The 17,228-nt window shown below is 35.5% G+C and carries 17 protein-coding genes; all 17 read left to right on the top strand.

The features are described from left to right. Positions 1-600 precede the first annotated feature (600 nt). Positions 601-1,152 carry a hypothetical protein gene (locus BUB91_RS20255; RefSeq protein ID WP_073101212.1) on the top strand — a complete coding sequence of 184 codons (552 nt, stop codon included), beginning with the start codon at positions 601-603 and terminating at the stop codon, positions 1,150-1,152. A 138-nt stretch (positions 1,153-1,290) separates the two neighbouring features. Further along, positions 1,291-2,730: a tRNA uridine-5-carboxymethylaminomethyl(34) synthesis GTPase MnmE gene (mnmE, locus tag BUB91_RS20250; RefSeq protein WP_073101210.1), complete on the top strand. Its 1,440-nt coding sequence runs from the start codon at positions 1,291-1,293 to the stop codon at positions 2,728-2,730. A 235-nt stretch (positions 2,731-2,965) separates the two neighbouring features. Next, positions 2,966-3,523, top strand: coding sequence for a helix-turn-helix transcriptional regulator (locus BUB91_RS20245; RefSeq protein ID WP_073101208.1), 558 nt, complete (start codon positions 2,966-2,968; stop codon positions 3,521-3,523). A gap of 60 nt (positions 3,524-3,583) precedes the next feature. Then, a complete protein-coding gene (locus tag BUB91_RS20240; RefSeq protein ID WP_073101206.1) occupies positions 3,584-4,726 on the top strand; it encodes a site-specific integrase in 1,143 nt (380 codons plus the stop codon). 24 nt (positions 4,727-4,750) lie between these two features. Beyond that, positions 4,751-6,556, top strand: a complete 1,806-nt coding sequence (locus tag BUB91_RS20235) for a hypothetical protein (RefSeq protein ID WP_073101204.1) — start codon at positions 4,751-4,753, stop codon at positions 6,554-6,556. A gap of 82 nt (positions 6,557-6,638) precedes the next feature. After that, entirely contained in the window at positions 6,639-6,974 is a 336-nt protein-coding gene (locus tag BUB91_RS20230; RefSeq protein WP_073101202.1) for a helix-turn-helix domain-containing protein, read from the top strand. 12 nt (positions 6,975-6,986) lie between these two features. Beyond that, positions 6,987-7,283: a hypothetical protein gene (locus BUB91_RS20225; protein WP_073101200.1), complete on the top strand. Its 297-nt coding sequence runs from the start codon at positions 6,987-6,989 to the stop codon at positions 7,281-7,283. Then, positions 7,280-8,884 (top strand): DNA primase family protein, encoded by a 1,605-nt coding sequence (locus BUB91_RS20220; RefSeq protein WP_083558087.1) that lies wholly within the window; start codon positions 7,280-7,282, stop codon positions 8,882-8,884. Before BUB91_RS20225 ends, BUB91_RS20220 begins: the two co-directional genes overlap by 4 nt. Positions 8,885-8,886: 2 nt before the next feature. Further along, a complete protein-coding gene (locus BUB91_RS20215) occupies positions 8,887-10,296 on the top strand; it encodes a DUF6965 family protein (protein ID WP_175551018.1) in 1,410 nt (469 codons plus the stop codon). A gap of 28 nt (positions 10,297-10,324) precedes the next feature. After that, positions 10,325-10,918 (top strand): hypothetical protein, encoded by a 594-nt coding sequence (locus BUB91_RS20210; RefSeq protein WP_073101198.1) that lies wholly within the window; start codon positions 10,325-10,327, stop codon positions 10,916-10,918. Positions 10,919-10,966: 48 nt separating this feature from the next. Then, complete coding sequence (locus tag BUB91_RS20205; RefSeq protein WP_073101196.1) at positions 10,967-11,413, top strand: hypothetical protein; 447 nt, start codon at positions 10,967-10,969, stop codon at positions 11,411-11,413. 42 nt (positions 11,414-11,455) lie between these two features. Beyond that, positions 11,456-12,619, top strand: a complete 1,164-nt coding sequence (locus BUB91_RS20200; RefSeq protein WP_073101194.1) for a zinc ribbon domain-containing protein — start codon at positions 11,456-11,458, stop codon at positions 12,617-12,619. 708 nt (positions 12,620-13,327) lie between these two features. Continuing rightward, entirely contained in the window at positions 13,328-14,458 is a 1,131-nt protein-coding gene (locus BUB91_RS20195; protein WP_073101193.1) for a site-specific integrase, read from the top strand. Positions 14,459-14,730: 272 nt separating this feature from the next. Continuing rightward, positions 14,731-15,012, top strand: coding sequence for a helix-turn-helix transcriptional regulator (locus BUB91_RS20190; RefSeq protein WP_073101191.1), 282 nt, complete (start codon positions 14,731-14,733; stop codon positions 15,010-15,012). Positions 15,013-15,075: 63 nt separating this feature from the next. Continuing rightward, positions 15,076-16,308 carry a primase-helicase family protein gene (locus BUB91_RS20185; protein ID WP_073101189.1) on the top strand — a complete coding sequence of 411 codons (1,233 nt, stop codon included), beginning with the start codon at positions 15,076-15,078 and terminating at the stop codon, positions 16,306-16,308. Between the two features lie 180 nt (positions 16,309-16,488). Then, positions 16,489-16,953 (top strand): CHC2 zinc finger domain-containing protein, encoded by a 465-nt coding sequence (locus tag BUB91_RS20180; protein ID WP_083558084.1) that lies wholly within the window; start codon positions 16,489-16,491, stop codon positions 16,951-16,953. 89 nt (positions 16,954-17,042) lie between these two features. Beyond that, positions 17,043-17,228 (top strand): helix-turn-helix domain-containing protein (locus BUB91_RS20175; protein WP_317041360.1); only part of this gene is annotated, 186 nt, incomplete at its 3' end.

Below are 17,228 nucleotides of genomic sequence, written 5' to 3'. Positions count from 1 at the left end.
GAGGGATGCTGTCAGGAATCAAACTCCCTTCTCTATGGGAGAAGGGTTGGGGATGAGGATTTTGGTTCTTTTTTGGGCGATGCAAAAAAGAAAAAAGCTTATTGAATCCTAAAAAAGCTATTCATGTATGCTATTGCCTGCTCCACGTCGCTATCACTCCGCTCCTTCGTAACTTCCTATGTTTATTCCGAACCAAAAGATATTAATTGGCTTACCCCCTTCCAATTTGTTAAAGCGTCATGCTGAACGTGTTTTGAATCTCATGAGGGATGCTGTCAGGAATCAAACTCCCTTCTCTATGGGAGAAGGGTTGGGGATGAGGATTTTGGTTCTTTTTTGGGCAATGCAAAAAAGAAAGAGTTTGCTTTAATTATTCTAAAAGCGAAAATCTTCAGTTTAATACAAATCAACAACTATTTTTTAAAATCACCCGGAATCAATAAATATTTAAATATCAGAACAATAAATACTATATTCAGCCTTCCGCGTAAGCAAATAAAACAGCACATTTCATTTTTGGCACGCGGTTTGAACTGTATGAAGTGCAATCAGATTAGAACAGCTATTAAGTCCTGTCCTGATCTATAAACCTTAAAAGACATGAAACGCGCTTTATTTTTAGTAGCAGCAAGTTTCGTAATCGGAGCTGCTGCGCATGCATCAGAATACATTACAGCCCCTGAGCAAAATGAAATCAACAGTCTGCGTAACTATATGCAACCGGTGGTTTTTATTGAACAAGGTATTGAGTTTTTGATCTACCCGGATGGAACTCTGGACTTCAATGCAACACCAGCATCTATACGCCTCAATGGCAATTATGTACGCCAAGTGTACTACAACCCAAGAGATGTATATGGCACCGGTGCGAATTACCGCAAAGGCTATGTGAAATACAACAGAAATGGACAGGTAGCACAAATAGGCGGTATTACCATAGGGTATTTGCACAACGGGCAGGTGAACCGCATAGGTGACATCCCGATAAACTATAAAAAAGGTGCTTTAGATAAAGTGGGAAATTTAAAAATGCATTACGACCGTAGCGGTCGCATGTACAAGCAGACCGGAAGCATTTATAAAGGAAATAAATATAAGAAAGCAGATGTGCAGATCAACACCGGTTACAGTGATCGCAGTCGCAGATCTTAACGATTAAGACTCGTCTGATTAACGAGTTATAGTTTGATTTTTTTGGTTGGTTAGTTAGTTGAAAATCCCCGGCAAATGTATTTGTCCGGGGATTTTTTATGAGTGCTCCCCAATGCAATATTTTGTAATTTTGCGGCTATGCACATTCAAGATACCATCGCTGCGCTGGCGACTGCTCCCGGAGCCGGAGCAATAGCTGTAATACGGGTTTCAGGCACTCATGCTTTAGACCTGGTCTCATCTGTTTTTATAGCTAAAAGCGGAAAGATTCTCAAAGAGCAGCAATCTCATACCCTGCATCTGGGAAATATCGTTGACGGAAACCGTATTATTGATGAAGCACTGGTTTCTATTTTTAAAGGAAAACGCTCCTACACCGGAGAACCTACGGTAGAGATCTCGTGTCACGGAAGCGCTTACATTCAGCAGGAAATTTTGCAATTGCTGTTTAGAAAAGGCTGCCGTGCTGCAAAGGCTGGCGAATTTACGCTGCGTGCGTTTATCAATGGGAAAATGGACTTAAGCCAGGCGGAAGCTGTGGCAGATCTTATTGCCAGTGACAATGCCGGATCTCACCAGATCGCCATGCAGCAAATGCGGGGTGGGTTTTCTAACGAAATCGCACAACTGCGTCAGGAATTGCTCAACTTCGCTTCACTGATAGAGCTCGAACTCGACTTTGCTGAAGAAGATGTGGAGTTTGCCAACCGCGAAGAGTTTCAAAACCTCATCTCTAAAATCACCCGGGTACTCAAACGCCTTATCGACTCGTTTGCTACCGGAAACGTCATTAAAAACGGAATTCCAGTAGCCATAGTTGGTGAACCAAACGTTGGGAAATCTACGTTGCTCAATGCACTACTCAATGAAGAACGTGCAATTGTAAGCGATATCGCCGGAACCACCCGCGATACTATTGAAGATGAGATTGCTATAGGTGGTATTGGGTTTCGGTTTATAGATACTGCCGGGATCCGAGAAACCGTTGATGTCATCGAAGGTTTGGGGATCAAAAAGACCTTTGAAAAAATAAGTCAGGCGCAGGTGGTGCTTTACCTCATCAACGCTCTAGCCCCCTCCGCCTCCGGCAGCTCCCCCAAAGGGAGAGCATTTGCTGACCTCCAATTAGAAATAGAAAAAATTAAGAATCGCTTCCCGGATAAGCCTTTGGTTCTGGTTGCCAATAAAATGGATCACCTTTCTGACGCAGAACAATCAGAAATCAAGAGTCAGTTGAACGCATTGATTGTAGCTGCTCAGAAGTCGGCAATACTCTTAATTTCTGCAAAGACCGGCACGGGTGTAGACGAACTCAAGGAACAATTGCTACAATTTGTAAATACCGGTGCGCTGCTTAATAACGAAACTTTGGTTACCAATTCGCGGCATTACGATTCCCTACTCAAAGCTCTTGAAGAGATCGAAAAAGTACAACTGGGTATTGATGCCGGACTAAGCGGTGACCTGCTGGCTATAGACATCAGAGAAGCCCTGTACCATTTTGGAGAGATTACGGGGCAGGTTACTAACGATGAATTACTAGGAAATATATTCGCTAATTTCTGTATCGGAAAGTAACCACCGCAAAACAAACAAATACAAAACAACTAAAAAACCACCCTAAACCCCTTTAAATAGGGGTTTTTTATTGCGATAAACTTAGTGTTTAGTTTGTGATATTTTATGTTATTAGGTACAAATTTGTACCTTATCTGTACCTCAATACTATTTATTAATATATTTGTACCTCAAAAGGCGAAATTATGGCACTTAAATAACCTTAATTCTGCTTAAAACTATTTAAGTCTAGTTAATGAGTTCAAATATTGAGATTAAACGCATTTGCCTGTATTGTAACAATCAATTTACAGCCCGAACAACTAGGACAAAGTACTGTTCTCATAAATGCAATAGCAGACATTATAAAGCCAAACAGCGTACTACTAAAATTGATAAGTCAAATAATGAAACTGAACGCATTAAGGTTTTGCCTATTGAAGTCGTAAAAGCAAAGGAGTTTTTAACGGCAAAAGATGCAGCTACCTTAATAGGGTGTTCTCTAAGGACTGTTTACCGATTAATTGACAACGGAACTTTAAAAGCCGTTAATCTAAGCCAACGAATGACAAGGGTTAAGCGTTCAGAAATTGACTTATTAATGGAACAGCCAATACCTCAACCCGAAGTTAAACCAACCGAACCCGCTTTTTATGATATTCAAGACTGTTACAGCATAGGAGAAGTACAGAACAAATACAATATTTCACAAAGCGGGTTAAGACTTCTATTAATCAAAAATAAAGTGCCAAAAATCAAACAGGGAAAATTTACATACATACCCAAAACCATTATTAATAAGATTTTGACATAAAAAATAAAGTTGTTTTAAACCCTACACCTTTTTCACTATTTTCACTAAGCATAAAAGACAATGAGTACCAAAGTAACCTTACGGCAAAAGAAAATAAGCAAAGGACGTAAAAGCCTATACCTCGACTTTTACCCTGCTATACCCCACCCTAAAACGGGTAAACCTTCACGCAGGGAATTTTTAGGCTTGTATCTTTATGAAAAGGCTAAAAGCCCTATTGATAAACAACACAATACAGAAACCCAAAGAATAGCTGAAAGCATACGCCAAAAGCGTGAAAACTTTTTAAATAAGCCTGAAATATACAGCGAGTACGAAAAGGAGCAATTACGCATTAAAGAAGTGAGCGAACTTAACTTTGTCGCCTACTTCAAAAAGTTAGCCCACAAACGAAAAAACTCAAATCATGCAAATTGGGTTTCTGCACTCAATTATCTTGACAATTATACAAAAGGGGTTTTGAAGTTTGCCGACCTCAACGATGAATTTTTAGAAGGCTTTAAAGAACACTTACAAACAACTAAAAGTCTTTCGAGAACTAAAACCACCCTTTCACAAAATACAGCCGTTTCTTATTTCAACAAAATAAAAGCTGCACTAAGACAAGCCTATAAAGACGGGTATTTAAAAACTGACCTAAACGCCCGTATTGAGCCAATTAAAGAAGCAGAAACACGACGGGAATACTTAACCCTTGAAGAACTTAACAAACTAGTAAAAACACCTTGCAATAATCCTGTAATGAAACAAGCTGCTTTATTTTCAGCACTTACGGGGTTGAGGTTTTCAGATATTGCAAAAATGAAGTGGAACGAACTGGAATACATTGAGGGGCAAGGGTATTTTTTAAACTTTAGCCAAAAGAAAACCAAAGGCGTTGAGGTTTTACCCATTTCAGAACAGGCTTACAGCTTATTAGGCGAACCACGAGCACCCGAAAGTCAAGTTTTTAAAGGTCTTAAATATTCTGCTTATCATAACAAACACCTGTTTCAATGGATTGGCGCAGCTGGTATAACAAAGGATATTACTTTTCATTGCTTTAGACATACCTACGCCACCCTGCAACTGTTTAGCGGTACAGATATTTACACCGTTTCAAAAATGCTAGGACATAAAGACCTAAAAACTACACAGGTTTACGCCAAAATTGTAGATGAAGCTAAACGCACAGCAGCCAATAAGATTAAACTGGATATGTAAAACCACTTCAAGCATAAAAGACAAATGAAGCAGCAAATAAACCACGATTGGATAATAGACAATCTAAATACTTTTGATTTACCTCTAGATGTTGCTTTATCATTTTCTAGTATTCAGAATGAAATTGCTAAAGAACTAAATAACAAACTTCCTCAATCATTGTCTGATTATTTAAATACCGAAATTGATGTTTCAAAAGAAATAATAGGTACACCGCATTTAACTATTAGAAAAGTATTTAGGCAATTTTTAAGTTTTGAAAACATTGTACCGTCTGAGGTAAATAATTTCAAATGCAACTACCTTTTAAACTACTTGAAAATAGCTTTATTTAAACTGTATAATGAAGGCAAGTATAAAAACATTCTGAATTTTGAAGAATATCAAAAGCAATACGGTTCTTTATTAAGTAGTTTTATGACCTTAAACGTTGATACTGATGAACAGGATTTTATAGATGCTGAAAATAATATTTGTGATAAGCTAGTTTTAGAACTCAACAAACCTATTTATAATAAAAATCCTTTAAATGAGCTTTTAGATAAACCTTGTGAATTCAAAAAGAACTTAATCAATAGTATAGATAAACGCAAAAAGTTTCTTGAACAGAAGGCAAATGAAAAGTACCCTAAAGTAAAAGCCTTATTTGAATTTATAGGCTACCTACATTCAAATATTGAAAACTTCAACCAGTATAATGGTTTAATAGATGAAGTTGAAACATTAAAGAAAGAAAGAGATCAATTAAAGCCTGAGCGGAACTATAAGGACAAATTGCGATTCGATCAGATACAACCAAAACTAATAGATAAGCTTGATAGCTTACAGATTAATGTAATCAATAAAATTAGAGATAAGGCAAAAGAACTTAACGTTTGCAATTTTGAGAATGAACCTATTTATGATTTCAGCGGTATTGAAACTGAAATATATCACTTAAAAAGAAATTTTAGCGATAAAGATTTACCCGAAATATTCAAGCATAAAAGCCTATATCTCGACTATAGAAGTCAAACACACAGTACATTTTTAGCATTACAAATATTCCTAAACGACTTGGATGAGATCACCAAAAGCCTATTTGATTACTTCAAAGACACTGACCGAAACGAGTTTGAAGCATTTGAAACTAAGGCGATACCTGTAAACAATTTTACAGAAGCTTTACAAGGCTTCAAAAAAGGACAAACCAAATTTACCTTGCCTATTAACTTTTTAGAAAATAAAAAAGTTCCAGCGGAAAGTCTTCCATTTTCAGAACTTACACCAAAACAACAGAAACATAAAATTGCATTTGATTTAGTAGGCGAAAACAGCCCAAATACTACAGGTGTAGTTTACCACCACATAGAAGAAATTTTAAAAAAGTACCATCTGACTAATGAGCAAGGAAAAAACATTTTATTAACGATGCGTGGAGCATTTAGCCCAGCAATGAATAAAACAATCATTCCTAGTATAATTGATTATTTAGAGCGGGTTGAATTTATCCCCGATATCTCATTACCTGAACAAACTACGACCACAAAAAAAATAATAAGATACAAAGCCAAACATTATGTTTTAACCTATTTAATAGAATGTAACGCCAAAGACTTAAGTTTCCCAATTGGACAAAAAAAAGAACTGGAACAAATAGGCAGCAAAATAATGGGTGCAGGAAAGGGTAATACATTTTATAAAAACTTCAATTCTATTATCAATAAATACAACATAAACAATACATCCCACCTTATTGAAATTGGCGGCGAAAATTGGCGTACAATAGTTAAAGACATTTCAAATGAACCTGAATTAATAGAAACTTACCTGCAAAGCAAACAGATATAATTTAGGGCGAAAGTAGGGCGATGCCCCGTTACGCCCCGAAAAACGCCCCGCCAACTTTGGTGCATAATTAAAAATAAAGATTATGCACAATTTAGTATTAAGTCCTATTGACCCCGAAAAACTCATAACTGATATTTCAGAGCGAGTTACTGCAAACATTCTTAAAGCAGTACAGAACAACACCCCAACTGCCGTACAGCCTGAACAACTGTTAACTATTCAGGAAGCTGCGCAATTTCTAAACCTTACAGTACCCACCATTTACAGCAAAGTAAGTAAAGGAGAACTACCAGTAATGAAACGCTCAAAGCGTTTGTATTTCAGTAGTACCGAACTTATGCAGTACCTCAAAGAGGGGCGCAAAAAGTCCAATTCTGAAATTGAACAAGAAGCAGACAAATACTTTTCTAATAAATAAAAGGGCTGAACAATGGAAAACCATAAGAACAGCCCGCATAAAAGACAGGGCAAAGATAAAACGCACGCTACCCAATTAAAAACCATATTTCAATATTTACAAAATCATAGTGCAACCGCTTCAATGATTACAGAAGCTACGGGAATACCACAAAAAAATATTTGTAGGTATAAACGAGATTTAGAAAAGGCAGGGCGACTTTGGGAACTAGAAAAAAGGCTATGTAAGACAACAGGCTTTAGAGCGTGGTACTTAACCACAAACCCAAACAACGCACCATTTAATAATCAATTAAGCCTTTCACTATGAGCGCAAAAAAATTAAACCCACAGTTTGACGACCTCAACAAGCCCGAAACGCTTTTAAAACACGTAAACCAATTAACGAAAGTAGGCGAGCCACCAGCGCACACCGAAATTTTACAAAGGTTAATTGATGAGTTTGAACCTTTAGACTTTGAGTTGTTAGCTTTCCCACAAGCCGAAAAACTTAGGCAGCAAATTGCACAATTGGAAAATACCTTAACTAATCCTGACGGGAGTTTTAATACCGATAAAGAATTAGACAGGGAGCGGGAACAATGGAAAGACTTAAATAAGCAGCTGGGCAAATTAAAGCTTAATCAAAAGCATCTTTTAGTATTGTCTATTGAGAACGTTCTAAAAGTCGCTGAAAAAAACAACTGGGGCGTGTGTAAAAATCACGACTTTATTTATTTGTACAATGGCACTTACTGGGCTGAACTGGACAAAGAAACCTTTCAAAAGTTTTTAGGTGAAGCAGCCGAAAAAATGGGAGTTGCTAAATTTTCAGCACGGTATTATCAATTTAGAGAACTTTTATTTAAACAGTTCTTAGGTACTGCCTATTTACCCACACCCAAAGCGGACAAAGACACCGTATTGATAAACTTGCAGAATGGTACATTTGAGATAAGCCCACAGGCTACACATTTGCGCCCGTTCAATCGTAAAGATTTTATTACCTATCAACTGCCCTTTGAGTATAACCCGCAAACTAAAGCCCCTTTATTTGAAGCCTATTTAAACAGGGTATTACCCGATATGGAACGGCAAAAAGTATTAGCTGAATATTTAGGGTTTGTATTTATTAAGCACGGGAGCAATAGACTAAAAGAGGAAAAGGCTTTAATACTTTACGGCACGGGTGCAAATGGTAAAAGTGTATTTTTTGAAGTAGTAAACGCCTTACTGGGTGTTGAGAATACCAGTACCTTTTCATTGCAAAACTTAACCGATGAAGCGGGCTATTACAGGGCTAAAATTGCAAATAAATTAGTCAACTATGCCAGCGAAATAAACGGCAAACTAGAAGCTTCAATTTTCAAGCAATTGGTTTCAGGCGAACCCATAACCGCCCGTTTGCCATACGGTCAACCGATGCAGTTAAGCCAGTACGCAAAACTTATTTTTAACTGTAATGAACTACCTAGAGACGTTGAACATACAAACGCCTATTTCAGACGTTTTCTTATTATTCCTTTTGATGTTACTATACCACCAAAGGAGCAGGATAAGCAGTTACACACCAAAATAATTGACACGGAACTTTCAGGCGTTTTTAATTGGGTTCTGAATGGCTTAAATAGACTACTGGAGCAGAAACGTTTTACTGAATGTAAAGCAGCTTTTGAAGCCGTTGAAAATTATAAAACCCAATCCGATAGTGTAAAAATGTTTGTTACTGAAAATGAGTATAAAAACAGTCCTACATCTTACACACTTTTAAAAGAACTCTACAATGAGTATAAATACTTTTGTAATGAGGACGGTTTTAAGCCAGTCAGTAAAACGAATTTCAAATTAAGGCTTACGGGTTATGGGGTTGAGTTCAAAAGGTTGGGTGTAGGGAATGTAGCATATTTAGAAAAGGAACTTAACACTTTTTAAAAATGGCTAATGACTACAGATATACTTTAGAAAAGGGCAGTAAAAAGTACCGCTGCCCCAACTGCCATAAAAAAAGATTTGTTCGCTACGTTGATACAGGTACAGGAAACTATCTACCAGAAAATTACGGGAGTTGTGACCGTGCAATGAATTGCGGTTATAACCTCAACCCGTATTTAGACGGTTACGCAAAAGAGATTTGGGAGCAGGAACAAGGCAATACAACAGACTGGAAGCCACAGCCAATAAAACGAATAAAGAAGCCCGTAAAAAAGCCCAAAAGGGCGTTTATTCCCGTTGAGGTTTTGAACCTTACCCGTGCAGGATATGAGCAGAATACATTTATTCAAAACCTACTTTCACGGGTTGCCTTTCCTTTTGAAGTGCAGGACATTGAACAGGTTATTTCATTGTATCACTTAGGCACGGTACAAAACGGCTACCGTAAAGGGGCAAATACCTTTCCTTTTGTTGATGTTCAAGGCAATGTAAGAGCCGTTCAGGTAAAGCAATTTGACAAGCAGAACCACACCACAGGCACAGACTTTTTACACTCAATTATTGAAAAGCACCACACCCGAAACAACAAGGCGTTACCCGAATGGTTGGAAACCTACAATGAGAACGAAACAAAGGTTTCCTGTTTGTTTGGTGAACATCTTTTAACTAAATACCCCTACAACCCCGTTGCGTTGGTTGAAGCCCCTAAAACGGCTATTTATGGCACGTTGTATTTTGGGTTTCCTGAACAGCCGACAAACTTACTTTGGCTAGCAGTTTACAATTTGAGCAGCTTAAACCTCAACAAATGCAAGGCATTGAAAGGCAGGAATGTTTTTTTGTTTCCTGACCTATCAAAAGGCGGCAAAGCCTTTCAGTTATGGAGTAACAAGGCAGCCGAAATACAAAAGCGTTTACAGGGTACATACTTTTACGTTTCGGACTTACTTGAACAGTTAGCCCCACAGCAGGACAAAGAGCAAGGCAAAGACCTTGCAGACTATCTTATAAAACAGGATTGGCGACTATTCAGAAAGCAGGATATAAAAGAGACACCACAGCCCGAACCTGAACCAGTTGAACCCCCTATCCGTGAAAAAAGTGAAAAAAGTGAAGCTTTAAAAAAACCTTTTATAATTGAAGAAAACAATATTGATTTTATAACGGTAAAAGAGCCTGACTGGAGCAATGATATTGCAGAACTTGAAAACTACTTTACAAATATGAAACTACCTACCCAACCTTTAAAGCTTAATGAAAGCAGCACAATAACAGATTGTTCTTTATTTGTTAAAAACCATTTATCTACTGTTAAAGCAAACAATGGTAAACAAATTTATTTACCCTACCTAAACCGTTTACAGGAATTGAAAAAAGCCTTGATTAATCAACGTTTTTCAAAAGTTCCCTAATAATTTAGGTTATAAAAATCCAGAGACTATGCCAAAGCCAGCCACCTACCCCACCTTATTTGATGAGGTTTTACAGCTAAACATTACTAAATTAAAAGAATGGGGGTACTTAAAGCCTCAACAAATTAAAAGCGGTACACTTCATTGGAGTACTAGAGGTAATGAAATTGCCAGTATTTCAATAAGGAGCAACACAAGGGATATTGAGCCATTTATTGAACTTTCTTATAATTACAAAAATGAGCCTAGAAAGTACAGAGTAACTTTAGTTTCTATTCCTTCAAACATTGGCAAAGGTAAAATTTGGTATTTCCTTTGTCCTGAAACAAATAAGCGTTGCCGAAAACTCTATTCAATAGGTGGTTACTTCTTACATCGTGAAGCCTTTAAGGGGGCTATGTATGAAAGTCAAAAGCAAAGTAAAAAATGGCGAGTATTAGAGCGGGTTTACGGCTCTTATTTTGATGTTGAGAAATACTATAAAGAATTGTATTCAAAGCATTTTAAAACCCATTATAAGGGCAAACCGACAAAACGCTATTTGTATTTAAAACAAAAAATTGATGAAGCTGAAAGACATAGCGCACAGGATATTGAACGGCTTTTAGTGTTTGGTTATTAGATATTTACACTATTTTTATGAGCAAATTAATGATATACACCTCAACTTATGAAAGCTTTTAATTTGTTTATTTTCCTTTTACCACTTTTAAGTTTCTCCCAAATAAAAGTATTAGACCATTCTAAAGCAGAATTGATAGGAGAAATTGAACAAATGGGTATATCAACTTTTAAATGCCTTAAAGTTGATAGCATTTATACTATTGAGTTTTATAATAACAAGGATAAGGATATTATAAGTTATGCAAGCTTTTCATTCAAAAATGAAAATGATGCTTTTAATCAAATCTATAATTTGATTATTGCAGGATTAGAAAAAAAACAATCTTCTGAAACTGTTTTAGAAGCTGGTAATGGAAAAATCAAGTTGGAGTTTATTAAGAATGTAATGGGTTCTTATTTTAGACTTGCTCAATTCAATAAAGAGGGAACAGATATTAAAGCCTATTCTCTAACTATGAATAAAAAGCAAGTTGAAAAATTATTTGGGAAGTGAAAATATTAAACGATTATATTTGAGCAATATATCCAAAATGAAATGGCTAAAATTACTTACTGTAACGAGTGTAACGTTGAAATCACCAAAGATGATGACTTATTTTGTCATAAATGCGGACACGAATTAAATAAAGAAAAGAAAAATGATGATAACTTTTCCATTAAAAAAGTCTTATCATTTATAGGAAATATGTTGAAAACTTTCGGGAAAGGATTCTTAAACAACCTTTACCTCATATTACTATTCGTAAGTATATCTTACTTCATTTTCTATGCTTGGTTATTTTATCTAAAAGTGGCTAACGAAAATGACTTGTTTGATTCTAAGATTATTTCATTCTTAAAGGACATTGCTTTGGTAATATTTACAGGTGGCGTTTTTACTGCTTCATTAAAGTATCTTGCTTACATCAAAATCTTTGAAAAAGAATTTGATAGAATATTAATTTCTGATAAATATACTGATAGATTAAAAAAAAGCATTGAATCTATAACATTGTCCGAAGATTATTTCCTCGCTCAAACTAATTTAGAGCATATTTGGGAAGTTGTAACTTTAAGTAAATATAGGAAAGCTTTCCCTGATATTTATACTGTTTTAAAGAGAGATATTAAAAATGAATTCTTCGAGAAAAATAATATAGCCTATTATTATAAAAATTATCGAAAAGAGTATTTTGTAAGTCTCATTGAAAATAAACAGATTCTAGTTAAAGAATTAACAAGATATACTATTGTCAAAAAAAGCAAAGAAGAATTTACTTGGAAATTTAGCATTGGTGTTGATAAAGAAGATAGTAATAATGAGGAGTTTCCTAAAATATCATTTAAGTGTTTAAATGTTGATATTGAATTGAACCCTGAAACTGATATTAAAACAAAACCAGTTGGAAATGATATAATAAAAGAAGTGGAAAAAACGTTACAAGGGAGAGATGAATATCATATTGAAAGAGAAGTAATATTTAGCCAAAATTTAGATAATGATAGAGAATGTATTTTTGGATGTGATAAAATAATTGACGATATTACCATTAATATAAGGTATAATAAAGATTTAAAAGTTATATTTAGTCCAGCTTGGAAGATAAAATACCATAAACAAGATGTTCAAGATTTTGAAGCTTTTAATGAAATGACATATTTTAATAGAGGTTTACTATTACCAGGAGAAAAGTTTAAACTATTTATTATAAAGGTTTAAAAAATAATTATATTACTTTTACAAACTATTATTTTAATAATAATCAAAAACAAATATTATGAAAAAGACTGTTGACAGCAAGAATGTACTACTAATGGGAGTTACTTGGGATGGATAGTACTCTCGTAAAAAGATATAACTACAAAACGCTCTTAATTAAATAAGGGCGTTTTTTTTTATTAAGAAAGTAAGACATTTTTCTTAAAACAATATCAAATAATGTATCGTTTACAAAAAAAACATAACGATTGGCTAAATTAATAGGCTTAGTTATTTAAAGAAGTTAAAGCACATTTAGCTCCTTATTTAAGAGGTGATTTATTAGCAAGTATCTAAATAAAATATTCCCTAATATTACATCATAAAATAATATAGATATTTTGTGTTGTTTTGTGCTTTCCAGTACGCCTTTGTACCTCATTTGTATCCTATTTTCATAACTTACTGATTGTCAATATAAGTTACTTTATGTATCGGTAAATAAATCTGAAATTTAATTTGATATCATTTGACATCAAATTAACACAAAACCCAACAAAATCAATCCTTTAATACGCTTAATTATTCAATAGTATTTTCTCTTAATTCTTCTATAATTGTTCTTTTGTTACACCTCTGGTACACCTCAATGTTAAAATTTAAACATGAGGTGTACCAAAGTACACCTCATTTAGCTTTTTTGGATTAATTTTACAAAAAGCTCATATTATGGTAATTAAGCTCAAAAAGAAAAAACTCACTTCGGGAAAGTACAGTCTATATATTGAATATTATAAAGGCAAGACCAGAGATGCCAACGGTAAACAAATTCATTCAAGAGAATTTGAGTACCTCAAACAGTATCTCTATATGAGTCCTAAAAACGCTCTTGAAAAGAGAGAAAATGAAGAAACACTCCTAAGGGCTGAACAAATCTTATCCATTCGCCGAGCAGAATATGCTCAAGGCAAATATGGAATTAAAGATCGTAGTAAAGACAAATTACTATTTCTGAATTATTATGAAAAGCTCAAGGAAGAGCGCTATGAGACCAAAGGTAATTATGATAGTTGGGATGCCGCTCAAAATCACCTTGAGAACTACTGTAAAAACAAGCACGTTACCTTTGAAGATGTAGATGAAGAATTTGTATTAGGCTATAAAAAATATCTAAACAAAAAAGCTAAAACTAAATCGAATACGCTATTATCACAGAATTCTAAATACTCCTATTTTAATAAATTCAAAGCAGCATTAAGACAAGCTTTTGATGATGGGTATACCAGTCGCAATTATGCTACAGCCGTGAAAGGGTTTGCTATGGGTGAAACTATGCGCGAATATCTAACTCACGAAGAATTACAAAACTTAGTGAAAGCTGAATGTAAACATCAAATGTTGAAAAATGCATTTATTTTTAGCTGTCTTACCGGTTTACGGTGGAGCGATATAAATAAACTTACCTGGTCTGAAGTGCGTGATGAAGAAGACGGATCCCGACTTATATTCCAACAGAAAAAAACTGCCGCTCAGGAATACCAATACCTATCTGAACAGGCGCGGAGTATTTTAGGTACCCGAAAGCAAGACAGCGGTCGTGTATTTCAAGGTTTGAAATACGGTGCCCATTTTAATGCAGAACTACTCCGGTGGTGTATGCGTGCAGGAATAACCAAACATATTACTTTTCACAGTGCCAGACATACACACGCTGTACTGCTGCTAGAAAACGGAGCTGATATATACACGGTTTCTAAAATTCTGGGACATAAAGAAATTCGAACCACTCAGATCTACGCTAAAATAGTAGACAAAAAGAAAAAAGAAGCGGCTTATCTAATACCGAAATTGGAAATTTAAGATTTTACCTGTTGATAACTTACAGAAACTCTCGTTTCACGCATAATTTTTAGTGGTATTTGTTATTCCCAAGAGTATGCAAAAATTCTTTTTGTTATGATTTAATATCATCTGAAATCATTTAATACAAACACCTATTATTCAATTATTTGTGCATAAGTCCTGAGTTGAAAACGAGCCTTTAATTAATCATAGCTTTACTTTTATTTCAAGAATTCTAAAAAAATACAACAAAGCGCTTTGTTCACTATTCACTTTTAAAATCGAATACGATGAACACGATTAATTTAGACGAAAGGCTAGAACGCATTGAATCGCTATTACTAGCCACCAAAAAGGTACTTACGCTTGAAGAAGCTTGTGATTATACAGGTATCTCTCGAAGCTATTTATACAAATTAACCTCTACTGGAGGCATTCCGCACAGCAAGCCTGGTGGTAAACTTATTTACTTCGACATCGATCTGTTGAACAAATGGCTTTTAGAAAATCAGCGTAAATCTCATTCGCAGATTGAACAGGAAGCATTGAGTTACACCTTGAAAAAGAGATAACTCACCTCCAAACCCTGATTCTTTTTGAATCAGGGTTTCTCTTCACTATTAAAATCACTTATTATGAAAGCTATACCCTATAAAAGGGTCGGCACCACCTATTACAAGTTGGTTGCCGCTCCTACTATTGCCGGTCATTTCAACGAGTTTCTAGTTCATTGGAATATAGAGACCATAAAACAAGATCACGGAAAAGCCTATCTGACTAAAATCCCCAAATACGATGGCTTCACATGTATTCCCAATCATATTAACTTCCAACAGGAGTACAAAGGGTTTTATAACATCTACTCACCTCTGAGTAAGCAACCCAATGAAGGATCTTTTGAAACTACTTCTAAATTTCTTAGTCACATATTCGGTAACCAGCAAGAACTTGGGTTGGATTACCTGCAGTTGCTTTATACAAAGCCGGTACAGGTCCTACCTATTCTCTGCCTGGTATCTAAAGAACGTTCAACAGGTAAAAGCACTTTTTTAAAATGGCTTAAATCCATTTTTGAGAACAACCTCACGTATCTGACTAATGACAGTTTCAGTAGTCAGTTCAATTCCGATTGGGCAAATAAACTCCTGATCTGTATTGATGAAGTACTCTTTAATAAAGAAGAGCTTACCGAACGTATTAAATACCTGAGCACAACTAATATCAATAAGCTAGAAGCTAAAGGAAAAGACAAACGGGAAGTAGAATTCTTTGGCAAGTTTATTCTCTGCAGCAACAACGAAGATAATTTCATTAAGATTGATGCTAATGAAACCCGCTTTTGGGTTTTAAAAGTACCCTCAATCAAAAAAGAAAGTACAAACTTTCTTGAGCAACTGATTTCTGAAATCCCAGCATTCTTATACTTTCTATCAAACCGAAAACTAAGTACGGTTCATAAAACGCGGATGTGGTTTACTCCTGAGCAGATAAAAACTGCTGCGCTTACCAGGCTCGTAAAAAATAATAGAAATCGGGTAGAAAAAGAACTGGCCAGTATTCTAATGGGGGTCTTTGAAAAGTATGACTTAGAAGAAGTAGACTTTTGTCCGTTAGATGCTTTAAATGCCCTGAATAAAACCAGGGTCAAAACAGATCTAACGCAATTACGCAGATTATTGAAAGTAGATTGGAAACTCAACAATCAACCTAACTCGAATCAGTATCGAAAATTCATTATTTGGTCTGACGGTTCTATCAATTTGATCGAGGCTAAAGGCCGCTATTTTACCGTAAAAAAGGAATTCCTGACTCAAAATTTTGATGAGACGATGACAGATTATGATGATCCCACTATTTACAAGGGCTGAAGCTGTCATCATTTTATCATCAAACTGTCATCAAAAAAATAAATGATGACAAAGAAGGAGCTTGAAAATTCAAAAATGATGAAACGATGAATTTTTGATGACCAGGTAAAGCTAGTAAATATAAGGCTTAAGAAGATTTGTCATCAAATCATCAAAATTACATAGCAAAATATAATACAGATGAAAAAAGAAAAACTATCGTGTGAAAATGCCCGAAAAATTCCCATCGAAAAGGCGCTGGAATTTTTAGGACACCTTCCCACTCGCAATACGGAAAAGGAAGCTTGGTTTCTAAGTCCCCTGCGGTCAGAAACCCAAGCATCCTTTAAAGTTTCTAAAAAATTAAACTGCTGGTACGATCACGGGCTAGGAAAAGGTGGCAACTGCATCGACCTAATCTGTGAGCTTTCAAAAGTATCGGTGAGTAAAGCTTTAGAAATTCTAGCTCAGCTTAAAACGGTTGATTATGATCTACCACAACAGCACCAAACCAATTTCAAAGAATCTAGAATTGAAATCAAACACGTAAAAACGATTCAACATCCAGCACTACTAGAATATTTGAGCGAGCGAAAAATTAGTCTGATTGCTGCAAAGTGGTTCTGTGCAAAAATCGGGCATAGTATACCACCTTCGCCGGGCTAAAGTGAACCACCTAAATCGGGTCAATGTGAGCCGTCTTCGCCGGGCCAAAGTGAACCACTAGAAAGTCGATTCTATTTGTAAAAAGTCAAATGTCTTTTTTTGCTAAAAAGACGATGGCCAATAAACAAATAGATATGCGAAAAGTAAAACAGATATTCAAGCTCTACAGCGAGGGCGTAAGCAAGCGGCAGATAAGTTCAAGGTTAGGCCTATCACGCAACACCATTAGCAAATACATTGCTTTTTTCAAGCGCTACCAGCTTACAGATTATGAG

Source organism: Leeuwenhoekiella marinoflava DSM 3653 (genome assembly GCF_900129005.1).
Lineage (GTDB): Bacteria > Bacteroidota > Bacteroidia > Flavobacteriales > Flavobacteriaceae > Leeuwenhoekiella > Leeuwenhoekiella marinoflava.
This window is presented reverse-complemented; position numbering and strand designations above follow the sequence as displayed.